Raw genomic sequence first — 15758 nt, forward strand, 5'->3', positions numbered from 1 at the left:
TTCCCTCTTGACGCCAGCGGTGTAGAATCGCGGGATTCATCGCCATTCATCCCCCGGCGGGTTTATGAGCTCAGGCTGAGGCAAGCGGCGATCCCGCAAAGTCATCGGCAACTTCCGGACACACGGCCATTTCTGAGTGTTCCAGACGTCAATAGAAGCTCACTCCCCTTTGATACCTGATTAGCCGCCCGGAGTGCTCCATGCCTGATTACCGCTCGAAAACATCCACCCACGGCCGCAACATGGCCGGCGCCCGCGCACTGTGGCGCGCCACCGGGATGAAAGATGACGACTTCAAGAAGCCGATCATCGCCATTGCCAACTCCTTCACCCAGTTCGTACCGGGCCACGTCCACCTCAAGGACCTTGGCCAACTGGTCGCCCGCGAAATCGAACGGGCCGGCGGTGTCGCCAAAGAATTCAACACCATCGCCGTGGATGACGGCATCGCCATGGGCCACGACGGCATGCTGTATTCGCTGCCGAGCCGCGAGATCATCGCCGACTCCGTCGAATACATGGTCAACGCCCACTGCGCCGACGCCATCGTCTGCATCTCCAACTGCGACAAGATCACCCCTGGCATGCTGATGGCCGCCCTGCGCCTGAACATTCCGGTGATCTTCGTTTCCGGCGGTCCGATGGAAGCCGGCAAGACTAAACTGGCCAGCCACGGTCTCGACCTGGTCGATGCCATGGTGATCGCCGCCGACTCCAGCGCTTCTGACGAGAAAGTCGCTGAGTACGAGCGCAGCGCTTGCCCGACCTGCGGTTCGTGCTCCGGCATGTTCACCGCCAATTCGATGAACTGCCTGGTTGAAGCCCTGGGCCTGGCATTGCCGGGCAACGGTTCGACCCTGGCCACCCACAGCGACCGCGAGCAATTGTTCCTGCAAGCCGGCCGCACCATCGTCGATCTGTGCAAGCGTTACTACGGCGACAACGATGAGTCGGTATTGCCGCGCAACATCGCCAACTTCAAGGCGTTCGAAAACGCCATGACGCTGGACATCGCCATGGGCGGTTCCACCAACACCATCCTGCACTTGCTGGCCGCCGCCCAGGAAGCCGAGATCGACTTCGACCTGAAGGACATCGACCGCCTCTCCCGCCACGTGCCGCAACTGTGCAAAGTCGCGCCGAATATCCAGAAGTACCACATGGAAGACGTACACCGCGCCGGTGGCATCTTCAGCATCCTCGGCTCGCTGGCTCGTGGCGGCCTGCTGCACACCGAGCTGCCGACCGTGCACAGCAAGAGCATGGCTGAAGGCATCGCCAAGTGGGACATCACCCAGACCACCGACGAAGCCGTACATCACTTCTTCAAGGCCGGCCCTGCGGGTATTCCGACGCAAACCGCGTTCAGCCAGTCGACCCGTTGGGAAACCCTGGACGACGACCGTGAAAACGGCTGCATCCGCAGTGTCGAGCACGCTTATTCGCAAGAGGGCGGCCTCGCCGTTCTGTACGGCAACATCGCCCTGGACGGTTGCGTGGTGAAAACCGCCGGCGTCGACGAGTCGATCCACGTCTTCGAAGGCAACGCGAAGATCTTCGAAAGCCAGGACAGCGCCGTACGCGGCATCCTCGCTGACGAAGTGAAGGCCGGCGACATCGTGATCATTCGTTACGAAGGTCCGAAAGGCGGCCCGGGCATGCAGGAAATGCTGTACCCGACGTCCTACCTGAAATCCAAAGGCCTGGGCAAAGCCTGCGCGCTGCTCACCGACGGTCGTTTCTCCGGCGGCACCTCGGGTCTGTCCATCGGTCACGCTTCGCCAGAAGCCGCTGCTGGCGGTGCGATTGGTCTGGTGCAGGACGGCGACAAAGTGCTGATTGACATTCCGAACCGCTCGATCAACCTGTTGATCAGCGATGAAGAACTGGCGGCACGCCGGGTCGAGCAAGACCAGAAAGGCTGGAAACCGGTAGAGAAACGTCCACGTAAAGTGACCACCGCGCTGAAAGCCTACGCCCTGCTGGCCACCAGCGCTGACAAGGGTGCTGTGCGTAACAAGGCGATGCTCGACGGGCTGTAAGGCTTAACCGTCGAACAAAAAAATGCCCCGCCAAGTGCGGGGCATTTTTTTGCGTTCAACTCGGTCAAGTAATGAAATGGCTCCCCCGCCGCCCCCTGTGATCACCCACTAAGCTTTCACAGGGGGCTCATCGGAGACCGTTGCCATGAACAAAGTAGCTATTGTCGCCATCGATCTGGGAAAACACACCTTTCATCTGCATGCACAAGATGATCGTGGTCATGAGCTTTACCGCAAAAAGTTTAATCGGGCGGCGCTCATCCAGCATCTGGCCAATCTCGAACCCTGCACCGTTGCGATGGAAGCTTGCGGCGGAGCCCACTTCATGGCGCAGGAAGTCTCAAGACTGGGGCATATACCCAAACTCATTGCTCCGCATCTCGTGCGTCCGTATGTGAAAAGCAACAAGAACGACTTCGCTGATGCCGAAGCGATCTGCGAGGCTGCAACTCGTCCAACAATGCGCTTTGTGCCGCCCAAGAATCAGGCTCAGCAGGCGCTGGCCATGCTCAACTCGACACGTGATTCGTTCATCAAAGAACGTACTGCTACCGTCAATCGGATTCACGCAGCCCTCCTGGAAGTCGGAATCAGCTTGGCCCCAGGCTTCAAGTCCATCAAAGATCTTCCAGCGCTGCTTGAAGCACATCCACTTCCCGATTCCATCAAAAAACTACTGACCAGGCTGCGTGAGCACTTCAATTACTTGCACGAGCAGGTCAAGGCTTTGGATAAGGAAGTGGAGTGCCAAGCCGCTGAAGATGATCTGGCTGTTCGCTTGATGACGATGCCGTGTGTCGGCCCGATCACCTCCAGCGTCCTGGCTGCCGAGTTGGGCGATGGCAAACAGTTCAAGTGCGGCCGAGGCTATTCGGCCTCGATCGGGCTAGTGCCCAAACAACACTCCACGGGCGGAAAAACCGTACTTTTAGGCATCAGCAAGCGGGGTGACCGAAACCAGAGACGTCTGCTGATCCAGTGTGCCCGCGTCTATCTGATGCAGTTGGATCGACAGAAAGGAGCGCTGGCGGACTGGGTCCGACGGCTATGGGACAACCATCACTCCAATCATGTGGTCTGCGCACTGGCCAACAAACTGGCGAGAATCGCCTGGGCGATTGCAGCACACCACACCGAATTCGATGCGGGGCCAGGCGCGATGAACGCCTGACCCCGCTGTCACCCGAGCACCACCCACCTGGTTTGCGATGCTGGATAACAGATGACGTGAACGGCCAACCGGCCTGACGAAAACCCTGAGCTCCCACACGGCTGAAAGGCCGTCCAAGTAATTAGGATCGCCGGGCATCGATTCTCATCAAGGCGCGAATGGACCAACCTCCACTCAGACGCCGGATAGATGAAAGCAAGCCAAACACATCATCAAAAACAGTATTGCAGAAAAGGGGGAACCATAGATGTGGGAGCGGGCTTGCTCGCGAAGAGGGAGTGTCAGTCAATATCACTGTTGCCTGACACACCGCTTTCGCGAGCAAGCCCGCTCCCACAGAGGATTTGTGTCGATCACAATATTGTGGCCTTACACAAATCTTGTGGAAGCGAGCCCGTCTTACTGAATCTCTTCAGGCTTGACGATCACCCAGTTCTTGTCCGCCGTCACCGGCAAGCCTTCTTTCGCCTGAGCCGCAGCGTGCTTGGCCATCATGCCGTTGAGCTGAGTCATGTATTTGTCTTTGCGGTTGACCCACAAGTGGATGCCACCCTTGGCCACGTCGACGCTGTGAAACAGCATGTAGCCGTCACTGGTCGGTGTATCGCCACCCACCAGCACCGGTTTTTTCCACTCGTCGATGTAGGTCAGGATCGCCGCTTGCTTGCCGGCCATCCAGGTTGCCGGTGTCCACAGGTATGGCGTCAGTTCCAGGCCGAGGTTGGCCTTCTCGTCATACTTGCCGGCGGTGATCTGTTTGCGCGCGGTGGTCAGTTCGCCAGTCTTGCGGTCCTTGAGCAGCGTGCTCACGCCGATCACGTTCTGCGGTTTGACGTTGTAGCCGTATTTCGGATCGGCCGCGACCATGCGCACCAGTTCCTCGGAGGCGGCGGTCATCACGTAGACCTCGATGCCGTTCTCCATCAGCTTGTTGTAAAGCTCGGCCTGGCCGGTGAAGACTTTCGGTGGCTGGACGTCGATGTTCTTGACCACATCGCCGTCGTAATACGTGCTCGGCACCGGTTTGCCGGACGCCATCAGCTCATCGACATAACCCTTGAGCTCTTGAAGGGTGAAGCCTGCGAACACTTGGGCGACCCATGGATAGCAAACCATGTCGTCGATTTCACAGAGGCGATAGTAGTAACTGAACAGGCTTTCCTTATGGTCGGCGGTGTCCTTGAACGGAATCAGTTTCAGGGAGGGATCGAGGGTCTCGCGGGTGATCAGGCCCTTGTTTTCCAGGAACGGCAGCAACGACTCTTCGAGGTCGTAGCGGTAACTGGTGTTGTCCATGTCGAACACCGCGAAGTTACCTTTGTTGGCATTGGCCGCGATCATCGCGTCCAGTGCCTTGGCCTGATCGGCTGGCCAGTGTTTCAGGTCAGTCGCGAACGCCTGGCCCGCAAGGCTCAAGCCCAATCCTAAACCCAGTGCGACAGCCAGCATTTTCGGTGCGAACTTCATCTGCATGCTTCCTTGTAGAGAGACCCTGATTCAAAGAGATCGACGCTAACAAAAAAGTGTGACCGTTCTCGTCCGCCCGCGACCGCTTACGTCCTGATTCCGTCAGGCGCATTCCCCAGAGCGGCACTGGCTTATTCCAAAAACGACAGTCCACCTCTGTTTTTGATATTAATTCATTAGATATCAAGCTGTTAGGCTTGCCGGTTCGCAGCTGCCCTGGAAGGCAGTTGGCACAAGCCTTATCGGAGTCTTTATGAATCTGCCGCTGATTCTCAATCTGCTGGTGTTCCTCGCCCTGCTCTTCGGCCTGGTGCAAACCCGTCACACCTCCTGGAGCCTGGCCAAAAAGTCCTGCTCGCACTGGCATTGGGTGTGGCATTCGGCGTGGCGTTGCACGCCATTTACGGTGACGGCAACCCGGTGCTGAAAGCCTCGATCGGCTGGTTCGATCTGGTCGGTAACGGTTACGTGCAGTTGCTGCAAATGATCGTGATCCCGCTGGTGTTCGCCTCGATCCTCAGCGCTGTGGCCCGTCTGCACAACGCCTCGTCGCTGGGCAAAATCAGCTTCCTGACCATCGGCACGCTGCTGTTCACCACCGCCATCGCGGCGCTGATCGGTATCGGCCTGACCAACCTGTTCGGCCTGACCGCCGATGGCTTGGTGGCCGGCACTCAGGAAATGGCCCGTCTGCAAACCATCCAGACCGACTACGCCGGCAAGGTCGCTGACCTGAATGTGCCGCAGTTGCTGCTGTCGTTCATCCCGCAGAACCCGTTCGCCGACCTGGCCCGCGCCAAGCCGACGTCGATCATTAGCGTGGTGATCTTCGCTGCGTTCCTCGGGGTCGCGGCGCTGCAGCTGCTGAAAGACGACGTCGAGAAAGGTCAGAAAGTGATCAACGCCATCGACACCCTGCAAGCCTGGGTGATGCGTTTGGTGCGTCTGGTGATGAAGCTGACCCCGTACGGCGTTTTGGCGCTGATGACCAAAGTGGTCGCCGGCTCCAACCTGCAAGACATCATCAAGCTCGGTAGTTTCGTGGTGGTGTCCTACATCGGCCTGGGCCTGATGTTCGTGATCCATGGCCTGCTGGTGTCGGCGGCCGGGATCAACCCGCTGCGTTTCTTCCGCAAGATCTGGCCGGTGCTGACCTTTGCCTTCACCAGCCGCTCCAGCGCAGCGAGCATTCCGCTGAGCATCGAAGCGCAGACCCGTCGCCTGGGCATCCCGCAGTCCATCGCCAGTTTCGCCGCTTCGTTCGGCGCGACCATTGGCCAGAACGGTTGTGCCGGTCTGTATCCGGCGATGTTGGCGGTGATGGTCGCGCCGACCGTGGGCATCAACCCGCTCGACCCGCTGTGGATCGCGACGCTGGTGGCGATTGTGACCCTGAGTTCGGCCGGTGTGGCCGGGGTCGGTGGCGGCGCGACGTTTGCCGCGTTGATTGTGCTGCCGGCCATGGGCTTGCCGGTGTCACTGGTGGCGTTGCTGATTTCGGTCGAGCCGCTGATCGACATGGGCCGTACGGCGTTGAACGTCAGCGGTTCGATTACGGCGGGGGCGATTACCAGCCAGATCATGCAGCAGACGGATAAAGAGCTGCTGGATGCGGATGAGCATGCGGAGTTGGCTCAGGCTTGATCAGCGCCTGACAGACCGCTATCGCGAGCAAGCTCGCTCCCACAGGGTGTGTCGATCACACATCCAATGTGGGAGCGAGCTTGCTCGCGATGCTTTTAGGCTTTTTCCCAAATTTCAAATGCGTACGCCGGCTTATCCCCTTCCGCCGGATTCGGCACATTCGACACCAGTTTCCACTGGTTCAAATCAAACTCCGGAAACCACGCATCCCCTTCCGGGCTCAGCGCGACACGCGTCAGGTACAGCCGATCGGCCTGTGCCAAGCCTTGGGCATACAACTGCGCCCCGCCAATCAGCATCAGCTCATCGATGCCCTGCTCCTTCGCCCACTCTTCAGCGCGAACAACCGCAGCCTCCAGCGACGGATAAACCTCCGCGCCCGCCAACACCAGATCCGCCTGACGGCTGACCACGATGTTCAACCGGCCCGGCAGCGGACGACCGAGGGAATCCCAGGTCTTGCGCCCCATGATGATCGGCTTGCCCAAGGTGGTGGCCTTGAAGTATTTGAAGTCCCCCGGCAAGTGCCAGGGCATGCTGTTGTCGACGCCGATCACACGGTTTTCACCGAGGGCTGCGATCAGGCTAAGGGGGAGTGATTTAGTCATGCCGGCGAGGATACCAGAGCCTCCCTTTCCCGGATAAGCGCCACAGCGGTTATGCTCACCGTTCATTTAAGCGACGGGATGCCGCGTGACTGAACTGACTAACCTCTGGCTGACGGAAACCATCCGTTTGCGCGAAGAACATGCCGGGCCACTGGATGACCTGGAAGCCAACCGACTGGCCCGCACGGCTGGCGGCGACCTGCCGACACGGATTCAACGCCGCGCCCTGTGGCTGGCCGAACGCGATGGGCTGACCAACGCGCTCACCCACTGGCTGCAAGGTGCACGACTGGCGTTGTTGGTGCTCGTCATAGTGGCCGTGGTCAGCGGCGCCGGCCTCGCGTTTGCGGCGCTAAGCGATGGGCAAATTGCGGTGAATGTGTTCTGGGCCTTGGGCAGCCTGCTCGGGCTGAACCTGATTCTTCTACTGAGCTGGGCCTTGGGCCTGGTATTTGCCGGTGAACACGGCGCTACTCTCGGACGACTGTGGCTGTGGCTCAGCGAAAAACTCGCCCGCGACGCCAAAGCCGCACAACTGGCCCCGGCCCTGCTGCTGTTGCTGCAACGGCACAAACTCAATCGCGGGCATCGTCGGCGTGCTGGTCAACAGTTTGTGGTTGCTGGCGATGCTCAGTGCCCTGGCGATTCTGCTGACGCTGATGGCGACCCGGCGTTACGGCTTTGTCTGGGAAACCACCCTGCTCAGCGCCGACACCTTTGTCGCCATGACCCAAACCCTCGGCACCCTGCCGGCCTTGCTCGGCTTCAACGTGCCGACCGTGGAGATGATCCGCGCCAGCGGCGACACCGCGCTCAACATCGAAAGCGCCCGTCAGGCCTGGGCAACCTGGCTGGTCGGCGTCTTGGTGGTTTACGGCGTGGTGCCGCGCCTGCTGCTGGCGCTGTTTTGCCTGTGGCGCTGGAAAACCGGCCAGGCTGCCTTGCGTCTGGATTTGAACCTGCCCGGCTACGCTCAATTACGCGAACGCCTGATGCCCACCAGCGAACGCTTGGGCATCAGCGATGCCGCCCCGGATCAACTTCACCGCGTCGAAAGCAGCGTCAGCGAATTGCACAGCGATGGCGCGCTGCTGGTGGCCATCGAACTGGACGGTCAACGCCCATGGCCGCCGCAACTACCAAAAACCGTGAGCGATGCCGGCATCCTCGACAGCCGCGAGTCGCGCAACAAACTCCTCGAACAGCTCAGCCGCTTTCCCCCGGCTCGCCTGTTGATTGCCTGCGACCCGCGCCGTTCACCGGATCGCGGCAGCCTGGCGTTGATCGCCGAACTGGCGCGCAACGCCAGCGCCACCCGCGTCTGGCTGCTGCAAGCGCCGCCCGGCGAAGCGCTGGATGCCGAGCGACTCGGTGACTGGCATACGGCGTTGCAACAGCTTGAACTGCCGTTCGCCGATTGCGCGCCCATGAACTGGCTGGAGACCGGCCATGACTAAGCCGTTGAAGCTCGCCGTCGTCGGCCACACCAACGTCGGCAAAACCTCATTGCTGCGCACCCTGACCCGGGACGTCGGTTTCGGTGAAGTGTCCCATCGGCCCAGCACCACCCGCCACGTCGAAGGCGCGCGGTTGTCGGTGGACGGTGAGCCGCTGCTCGACCTCTACGACACGCCCGGCCTGGAAGACGCCATCGCCCTGCTCGACTACCTCGAACGCCTGGAACGCCCCGGCGAACGCCTCGACGGCCCGGCACGCCTGGCGCGATTCCTCGAGGGCAGCGAGGCCCGACAGCGGTTCGAACAAGAGGCCAAGGTGCTGCGCCAACTGCTGGCCTCGGACGCCGGACTCTATGTGATCGACGCCCGGGAACCGGTGCTGGCCAAGTACCGCGACGAACTGGAAGTGTTGGCCAGTTGCGGCAAACCGTTGCTGCCGGTGCTGAATTTCGTCAGCAGCGCCAACCATCGCGAACCGGATTGGCGCGAGGCTCTGGCGCGGCTGGGTTTGCATGCGTTGGTGCGTTTCGACAGCGTCGCTCCACCAGAAGATGGCGAACGCAGACTCTATGAAAGCCTCGCACTGTTGCTGGAACACTCCCGCGAGCAGCTTGAACGGCTGATCGCCGATCAACAGGCTCAACGCCTGGCTCGCCAGCAGAGTGCAGCGCGGCTGATTGCCGAATTATTGATCGATTGCGCCGCGTGCCGGCGCAGCGTGGCGAGTAAACCTGAGCTGGAACAACAAGCAATCAACGAATTGCGCAAAGCCGTTCGACAACGGGAACAACGTTGCGTCGAAGCGTTGCTCAAGCTCTACGCGTTCCGCCCACAGGACGCGGCGGCCAGTGACTTGCCGCTGCTCGATGGCCGTTGGGGTGATGACTTGTTCAACCCGGAAACACTCAAGCAATTGGGGGTGCGGGTTGGCAGTGGCATCGCGGCCGGCGCGGCGGCGGGAGCTGGCGTGGACCTGCTAGTCGGCGGCCTGACCCTCGGCGCAGCAGCACTGGCCGGTGCGATTGCCGGCGGCGCCCTGCAAACCGCGCGCAGTTATGGCGGCCGGTTGCTGGGCAAGATCAAGGGGCGGCGGGAGCTGACTGTCGACGACAGCGTGTTGCGGTTGCTGGCGTTGCGTCAGCGGCAGTTGGTACAAGCCCTGAACCAGCGCGGACATGCGGCGATGGACAGCATCCAGGTCGCCACACCGCAGGACAAAACCTGGCGCGAAGGCAAACTGCCCGAAGCCCTGAACAAGGCTCGGGCGCATCCGCAATGGTCGTCGCTTAATCCGCAGGCGAAGTTAAGTCAGGGGGAAAGGCAGGAGCAGGTTGAGGTGTTGGCGCAGCAGCTTTAGATCTGCGGTGCTCGAACCGGCCCCTTCGCGAGCAAGCGCGCTCCCACAGGGGAACGCATTCCAATGTGGGAGCGGGCTTGCTCGCGAAGGCCGCACCTCGGTCTTGGGGCCCTACGCAACCAATAGCCGCAACGCCTTTTCCTTCAAGACGCCAAGGTCCATCACCGGCACCCACTCTTCCTTTGCCAGTTCATCCCACTGCCGCATCCGCAAACTGACCGCACACAACGGATCACGCTCAAACGCCTCAGCCTCGGCCACCGTCATCACCCCACCCTGATATTCCAGTGTCCGGCGACTGGCTTCGCTCAAACGCTCGTAGTACCCCGGCTCCTTGAGCGTCAGATAACGCTTGGCTTGAACGTGGTATTCCACCAGCCGCGCCATGCGCTCGCTGAAGCCAGCCCGACGCAAATAATCCGCGCCCAAACGCTCATGACTGACCACGCCAAACCCGCCCATGTTCTCGGCATCTTCAGCACAGACATGCCCGATATCGTGAAAGAACGCCGCCAACACCACTTCATCGTCGAAGCCTTCGGCCATGGCCAGTTCGGCGGCCTGGGACATGTGCTCGATCTGCGACACCGGCTCACCGATGTAGTCGCTGTCGCCAAAGCGCTCGTACAGCGCGAAGACTTCGGCGATCACTTGTTCATGGCGCTCCATCAATCCTCTCCCAACAACAGTGCGACGTTACGTTCGGCCATCGCCGGCCCGACGCTCATGCCGACGCCAGTGTGCATCAACGCCACGCCCAAACCTTTCGCCGGGCGCAGGAACGAGAACGGCCCCGGTCCCCGTGAACCATAGACACCCTGCCAGCGCTCGACCACTTGCACTTTGCAGCCCAGGGTCTGCTCCCCGAGCTCGATCATCCAGTCGTCCACCTGCTCGGCGTTGAACGGTGAAGGGTCGCTGCCGTAATGGTGGGAATCGCCGATGATCAGTTCGCCGTGAGGCGTCGGGCTGATCAGCAGGTGAATGCCGTTCTCCTGCAAGTGCGGCGCGTCCCGCAGGATCTGTGCTTGCACCGCCGCAGCTTCCGGCAGGTCGGCAAACGCGCCGTAATGCACGCAACTCAATCCGGTGAGCAGTGCGTGTTGCAGATTCAGGTTGATCTGCGGCCGGGCGCGAAGCATTTGCAGACGACAGATTTGCGGGTTGAGCGCGGCAATCGACTCAGCCAGCAAGGTCTGATAGTCGTGACCGGAGCAGACGATGATCTGCTCGGCAAAGAAGCTGCCGGCAGTGCTGTGCAAGCGGCCGGGCTCAATGTCGCGCACCAGGGTGGAGAAGTGAAACTCGACGCCCAATTCGCGGCGCAGGTAGTCGATCAGCGCTGGAATTGCTTCGCGCGAATACAGTTGCTGATCGTCCTTGCCGTGCAGCGCGGCGCGGTGATGGCTGAACTGGCCGCCGTACAAGTCCCGCAATGCCGCGCCACGCAGCAACTCGACGTTGTAGTTGTGCTCCACGGCGCGGCCGTTGCAAAAGGCTTGCAGCAGATGTTCTTCAGCTTCGGTGCGGGCAAACAGGTACGAGCCGTTGCGCTTGAGTTGCAGGCCGGCCAGCTGTGCCCATTGGCCCCAAATCTCGCGACTGGCCTTGGCCAGTTCGAGCATCGGGCCTGGCGGTTGGCCGGTGACCAGGGCTTGGCCGAAGTTGCGGACCGAGGCGCCGAGCGGGGTTTCGCTGCGTTCGAAAACAGTGACTTTGAGGCCGCGTCGGGCGGCGGCGTAGGCGTGAGACAGGCCCAGAATGCCGGCGCCGACGATCAGCATGTCGTTGTGTTGTGTCATTGGGTTTTGTCCTGAATGACAGACCGCCATCGCGAGCAAGCTCGCTCCCACATTGGAACGCGGTCAACTGTGGGAGCGAGCTTGCTCGCGATGAGGCCGTATCAGCCGATAGAGATCTTACTTGGCAACGACCTTCTCGGACTTGCCGTCATAGCGCTTACGCCACTCGGTCAAGATCTCGTCGCGATTCTTCGAGGCCCAGGCAAAGTCGTTCTTGATCAAACGCTGCTCGTAATCCGCGGGCAATTCGGTCTGCGGCTTGGCAATACCCGGTTGCGCGAGGACCGCGAAGTTCTCTTTGTACAACTCCATCGCCGCCGGGCTGGCCGAGAAGTCCGCCAGTTTCTTCGCCGCTTCTTCATGGGCCGTGCCCTTGATTACGGCGGTCGCTTCGATCTCCCAGCCCAGGCCTTCTTTCGGCAGGATGATGTCCAGCGGCGCGCCCTGGCGTTTCAGCTGGACGGCCGGGTATTCGAAGGAAATACCAATCGGGAATTCGCCGGAAGCCGCCAGTTTGCAAGGCTTGGAACCGGAGTGAACGTACTGGCCGATGTTCTGGTGCAAGCCGTCCATGTACGCCCAACCCTGCTTCTCGCCGAAGGTTTGCAGCCAGGCGCTGACATCAAGGAAACCGGTGCCGGACGAGGCCGGGTTAGGCATGACGATCTTGCCTTTGTACTCAGGCTTGGTCAGGTCTTGCCAGCTCACGGGTTTGCTCAGGCCCTGCTTTTCGGCTTCGACAGTGTTGAAGCAAATGGTCGCGGCCCAGACGTCCATGCCGACCCAGGCTGGCGGGTTGGCGGCGTCGCGGTAGTTGCCGCCGATCTTGGCCAAATCCTTTGGCGCATAGCTTTGCAGCATGCCTTGCTGATCAAGGATCGCCAGGCTCGACGCCGCCAGGCCCCAGACTGCGTCGGCTTGTGGCCGGGCTTTTTCGGCCAGCAGTTTGGCGGTGATGATCCCGGTGGAGTCACGCACCCACTTGATCTCGACGTCCGGGTTGGCCTTTTCGAAGGCAGCCTTATAGGCCGTCAGTTGTTCGGCTTCGAGGGCGGTGTACACCGTCAACTCGGTTTTCGCCGCAAAGGCGTTCAGGCTGAAAGCGGTGAGGACAGCAGCGGCCAGGGCCAGGGGCTTGAACATGATCTTTTCCTGTTTGAGTTGAGGTTTGCGGGATTGAAAATCAATGGCTAGGCGCGGTCTGCCGCCAGGCCTGGGAGCGGCGCAGCAAACCGCGCGAAGCCCAGGCCAGCAGCAGGGACACGCCCGCCGAAGTGAACAGAATCAAAGTCGACATCGCCGCCGCGCCACCGACGTTGCCGGCGTCGTCCATGTTCAGCACCGCCACCGCCGCAAGGATGGTGTCGGGGCTGTAGAGGAAGATCGCTGCCGAGACGGTGGTCATCGCCGAGACGAACAGGTAGCGCACGATGTCCAGCAGCGCCGGCAGGCAGATCGGCACGGTGACCCGCAGGTAATGCCGATACAGCGGCGCCTTGAGCGACAGCGCGGCGGCCTCGAACTCGGCGTCGAGTTGGCGCAGCGCAGTGGTGGCGGTCATTTGCGCGGTGGTCAAATAGTGAGCAATGGTGCAGACCACCAGCAGGGTCATGGTCCCGTAGAGCACATGCAGCGGGTTGCCGTTGAGGTTGAAGAAGAAGACGTAACCCAGGCCCAACACCAGACCCGGCACCGCCATCGGTACGAAACTGAGCATGCGCAGGGTCAGATTCAATCCGCGCTGGCCTTTGGTTTTTTCCATCAGGTAGGCGCCGGTGAAAATCAGCACGCTGCCGATCAACGCCGTGCACAGGGCCATCTTCACGCTGTTGCCGTAGGCCAGCCAGCCACCGCCTGCGGTGTCGTTGAACTGGTAATGGTTGAGCGACAGCGACAGGTTGTACGGCCAGAATTTCACCAGCGACGAGTACACCGCCATGCCGAACACCAACAGCAACACCGCGCAGATCAGCAGCACAACGGCCAGGTAGCAGCCGTCCCGCAGCTTCGATGGCGCCGGTTTGAACACTTGCGCCCGACCGCTCATGGAATCGCCGTGACGCCGACGCAGCCAGGCGTCGACCCCGAAACTGAATAGCGCCGGCAGCAGCAGAACCATGCCGATCAACGCGCCACGACCGAACTGTTGCTGGCCGACCACGGCTTTGTAGGCTTCCAGCGCCAGCACTTGATAGTCGCCGCCAACCACTACGGGCACGCCGAAGTCGGTGATGGTCAGGGTGAAGACGAGGCAGAACGCCGCGAACACCGCCTGACGCGTCGCCGGCCAGGTGATGCTGCGAAAGGCTTTCGCCGGACTGGCGCCCATGCTTGAAGCGGCATCGAACAGTCGCGCATCCGCCAGGGACAGCGCCGACAGAAGAATCATCAAGGCGTGTGGGAAGGTGTAGATCACCTCACCGAGAACAATCCCCCAGAAACCGTAGATATTGTCCGAGAGCAAACCGCGCAACATGCCCTGGTTACCGAACAGGTAAACCAGTGCAATCCCCGGCAGCATCGACGGCGCCATCAGCGGCAACAGAGACATCCCGCGCCAGATACCTTTGCCCGGAATCAACGTACGTTGCAGGGCGTAGGCAAACAGGTAAGCCAGCGGTACGACGATGGCCGCGACGCTGAGGGAAACTTTCAGACTGTTGCCGAGCAACCAATGGAAATTCGCGCTGGTCACCAATTCACGGGCAGCCACCAGACCACCGCCCTGCCCGGCTTCAGCGCTGAAACCGCGCCAGAAGATCGCCAGCAACGGCATCAACACCGCGACACCGAGCAAGACCAGCAACAGCACTTTGCCGCCGACCACGAACACCCGGTCGCCGATCTCGGCACGGGAGGTCTGCCGAACCTGCTTGTGCGGTATCGGCAGCGCGAGGTTCGCGCCCATCAGGCAAACACCTGCAGGCTACGCGGTGGCAAGGCGACCATGATGTGCTGGGCACCGAGGCGCGGCATGGCCTCCGGGGCAAGTTCGGCCAGCAGCGGATGGCCCGGCAGTTGGTCGAGTTCGAAACTCATGCGGCAGCGATTGCCGAGGAAGGTGATTTCACGAACCTTGGCCGGGAACAGGTTTTCTTCGTGCACCGGCGGGTTGACGTTGATCGCCTCCGGGCGGCAGAACAAACGGCCGGACGCGGTTTTCGCACTGCCTTCGGCCAGGCGCATGTTCATCCCGCCGACCTGGGCGTGGCTGTCGCTGCTGCGGCGGAACGGCAGCCAGTTGCCCTGACCAACGAACTCCGCCACAAACGGCGTGGCCGGACAGTCGTAGATTTCCTGCGGCGTGGCGTACTGCTCGACTCTGCCGTTGTTCATCACGGCGATGCGATCGGCCATCAGCATGGCCTCGTCCTGATTGTGCGTGACCATCAGGGTCGTGACGCCGAGGTTGCGCTGCAATTGGCGCAGCTCGGTGCACAGGTGCTCGCGGACTCGCGCGTCGAGTGCCGACATCGGTTCGTCGAGCAGCAACAACGAAGGCGCCGGAGCCAAGGCTCGGGCCAGTGCGACGCGCTGCTGTTGGCCGCCGGACAATTGGCCGGGGTACTTTTTCTCACTGCCGAGCAGGCCGACCAGTTCCAGCATCTGACCGACACGCTTGCGCACTTCATCGCGACCACTGCCGGCGAGGCCGTAGGCAATGTTCGCTTCGACGGTCAGATTGGGGAACAGCGCGTAGGACTGGAACAGAATGCCGTAGTCCCGGGCTTGCGGCGCCAGGTGGGAAACGTCGCGATCACCCAGGTACAACTCGCCGCTGTCCTGCTTCTCCAGACCGGCAATGCAACGCAGCAAGGTGGTTTTGCCACAACCCGACGGGCCCAGCAGACACACCAGCTCACCGGCCGCCACGTCGAGGGAAACGTTATCCAGCGCGGTGAAGGCGCCGAAGCGTTTCTGCACGCCGCGCACTTTCATGGGTGCGCCGGGGTTGGTCAGGGCAGTTGTGATCGAGTGGTTCATGGACAGACCTCATCAAGCAGATGAGGGCCATCCTAGGTTTGTAATGCGTCCGTCATGTGGCAACGAGGCAAAAACGGCCGATAGTGGTATTCGGGGATTTGGGTTGAGAGAAATCCACAGCCTTATGCCAGATGAAATTGTGGCGAGGGGGCTTGCCCCCGTTGGGTCGCGAAGCGGCCCCAAAACTGCGAGGGTGTTTTTTCAGGCATACCGCATTTAATGGGTT

10 protein-coding genes and 2 pseudogenes are annotated in these 15758 nt (G+C 61.0%); 5 read left to right on the forward strand and 7 right to left on the reverse strand.

Annotated features, from left to right (window positions below):
• The first annotated feature begins 200 nt into the window (after positions 1–200).
• Together ilvD and RHM58_RS06395 are read left to right on the forward strand one after the other, a co-directional pair.
• The gene (gene ilvD, locus RHM58_RS06390) at positions 201–2042 is read left to right on the forward strand and encodes a dihydroxy-acid dehydratase (protein ID WP_054044474.1); all 1842 of its coding nucleotides are present in this window, start codon (positions 201–203) and stop codon (positions 2040–2042) included.
• A 145-nt stretch (positions 2043–2187) separates the two neighbouring features.
• Positions 2188–3213: an IS110 family transposase gene (locus RHM58_RS06395; protein WP_201256610.1), complete on the forward strand. Its 1026-nt coding sequence runs from the start codon at positions 2188–2190 to the stop codon at positions 3211–3213.
• 399 nt (positions 3214–3612) lie between these two features.
• Here the strand turns inward: RHM58_RS06395 and RHM58_RS06400 are convergent, their stop codons facing one another.
• Positions 3613–4680: a haloacid dehalogenase-like hydrolase gene (locus tag RHM58_RS06400; RefSeq protein ID WP_201198615.1), complete on the reverse strand. Its 1068-nt coding sequence runs from the start codon at positions 4678–4680 to the stop codon at positions 3613–3615.
• Between the two features lie 253 nt (positions 4681–4933).
• On the opposite strand from RHM58_RS06400, the pseudogene RHM58_RS06405 reads away from it, so the two are divergent.
• Positions 4934–6324: pseudogene (locus RHM58_RS06405) on the forward strand (L-cystine transporter).
• Positions 6325–6419: 95 nt separating this feature from the next.
• Here RHM58_RS06405 and RHM58_RS06410 read toward each other — a convergent pair.
• Positions 6420–6932 (reverse strand): dihydrofolate reductase, encoded by a 513-nt coding sequence (locus RHM58_RS06410; RefSeq protein WP_322269898.1) that lies wholly within the window; start codon positions 6930–6932, stop codon positions 6420–6422.
• A gap of 85 nt (positions 6933–7017) precedes the next feature.
• On the opposite strand from RHM58_RS06410, the pseudogene RHM58_RS06415 reads away from it, so the two are divergent.
• Both RHM58_RS06415 and RHM58_RS06420 read left to right on the forward strand, forming a co-directional pair.
• Positions 7018–8389, forward strand: a pseudogene (locus RHM58_RS06415) (DUF2868 domain-containing protein).
• Positions 8382–9746: a GTPase/DUF3482 domain-containing protein gene (locus tag RHM58_RS06420; protein ID WP_322269899.1), complete on the forward strand. Its 1365-nt coding sequence runs from the start codon at positions 8382–8384 to the stop codon at positions 9744–9746. The pseudogene RHM58_RS06415 and the gene RHM58_RS06420 overlap by 8 nt, the downstream one beginning before the upstream one ends.
• Positions 9747–9857: 111 nt before the next feature.
• On the opposite strand, the gene RHM58_RS06425 is transcribed toward RHM58_RS06420, so the two are convergent.
• The 5 genes from RHM58_RS06425 to RHM58_RS06445 form a co-directional block, all read right to left on the reverse strand.
• Positions 9858–10415: a phosphonate degradation HD-domain oxygenase gene (locus tag RHM58_RS06425; protein WP_322269900.1), complete on the reverse strand. Its 558-nt coding sequence runs from the start codon at positions 10413–10415 to the stop codon at positions 9858–9860.
• The gene (locus RHM58_RS06430; RefSeq protein WP_322269901.1) at positions 10415–11548 is read right to left on the reverse strand and encodes a TIGR03364 family FAD-dependent oxidoreductase; all 1134 of its coding nucleotides are present in this window, start codon (positions 11546–11548) and stop codon (positions 10415–10417) included. The genes RHM58_RS06425 and RHM58_RS06430 overlap by 1 nt, the downstream gene beginning before the upstream one ends.
• 117 nt (positions 11549–11665) lie before the next feature.
• Positions 11666–12691 (reverse strand): putative 2-aminoethylphosphonate ABC transporter substrate-binding protein, encoded by a 1026-nt coding sequence (locus RHM58_RS06435; RefSeq protein ID WP_201198621.1) that lies wholly within the window; start codon positions 12689–12691, stop codon positions 11666–11668.
• Between the two features lie 40 nt (positions 12692–12731).
• A complete protein-coding gene (locus RHM58_RS06440; protein WP_322269902.1) occupies positions 12732–14456 on the reverse strand; it encodes a putative 2-aminoethylphosphonate ABC transporter permease subunit in 1725 nt (574 codons plus the stop codon).
• Entirely contained in the window at positions 14456–15532 is a 1077-nt protein-coding gene (locus RHM58_RS06445; RefSeq protein ID WP_322269903.1) for a putative 2-aminoethylphosphonate ABC transporter ATP-binding protein, read from the reverse strand. Before RHM58_RS06445 ends, RHM58_RS06440 begins: the two co-directional genes overlap by 1 nt.
• Positions 15533–15758 lie beyond the last annotated feature (226 nt).

Origin of the sequence: Pseudomonas sp. 10S4 (assembly GCF_034344865.1) — a bacterium.
Classification (GTDB): Bacteria; Pseudomonadota; Gammaproteobacteria; order Pseudomonadales; family Pseudomonadaceae; genus Aquipseudomonas.

Excerpts from the sequence above, each read along its gene's own strand:
- RHM58_RS06430 (WP_322269901.1), bottom strand. The coding sequence starts at position 11,548 with ATGACACAACACAACGACATGCTGATCGTCGGCGCCGGCATTCTGGGC.
- RHM58_RS06400 (WP_201198615.1), bottom strand. The coding sequence starts at position 4,680 with ATGAAGTTCGCACCGAAAATGCTGGCTGTCGCACTGGGTTTAGGATTG.
- RHM58_RS06410 (WP_322269898.1), bottom strand. The coding sequence starts at position 6,932 with ATGACTAAATCACTCCCCCTTAGCCTGATCGCAGCCCTCGGTGAAAAC.
- RHM58_RS06445 (WP_322269903.1), bottom strand. The coding sequence starts at position 15,532 with ATGAACCACTCGATCACAACTGCCCTGACCAACCCCGGCGCACCCATG.
- RHM58_RS06420 (WP_322269899.1), top strand. The coding sequence starts at position 8,382 with ATGACTAAGCCGTTGAAGCTCGCCGTCGTCGGCCACACCAACGTCGGC.
- RHM58_RS06435 (WP_201198621.1), bottom strand. The coding sequence starts at position 12,691 with ATGTTCAAGCCCCTGGCCCTGGCCGCTGCTGTCCTCACCGCTTTCAGC.
- RHM58_RS06440 (WP_322269902.1), bottom strand. The coding sequence starts at position 14,456 with ATGGGCGCGAACCTCGCGCTGCCGATACCGCACAAGCAGGTTCGGCAG.
- RHM58_RS06395 (WP_201256610.1), top strand. The coding sequence starts at position 2,188 with ATGAACAAAGTAGCTATTGTCGCCATCGATCTGGGAAAACACACCTTT.
- RHM58_RS06425 (WP_322269900.1), bottom strand. The coding sequence starts at position 10,415 with ATGGAGCGCCATGAACAAGTGATCGCCGAAGTCTTCGCGCTGTACGAG.
- ilvD (WP_054044474.1), top strand. The coding sequence starts at position 201 with ATGCCTGATTACCGCTCGAAAACATCCACCCACGGCCGCAACATGGCC.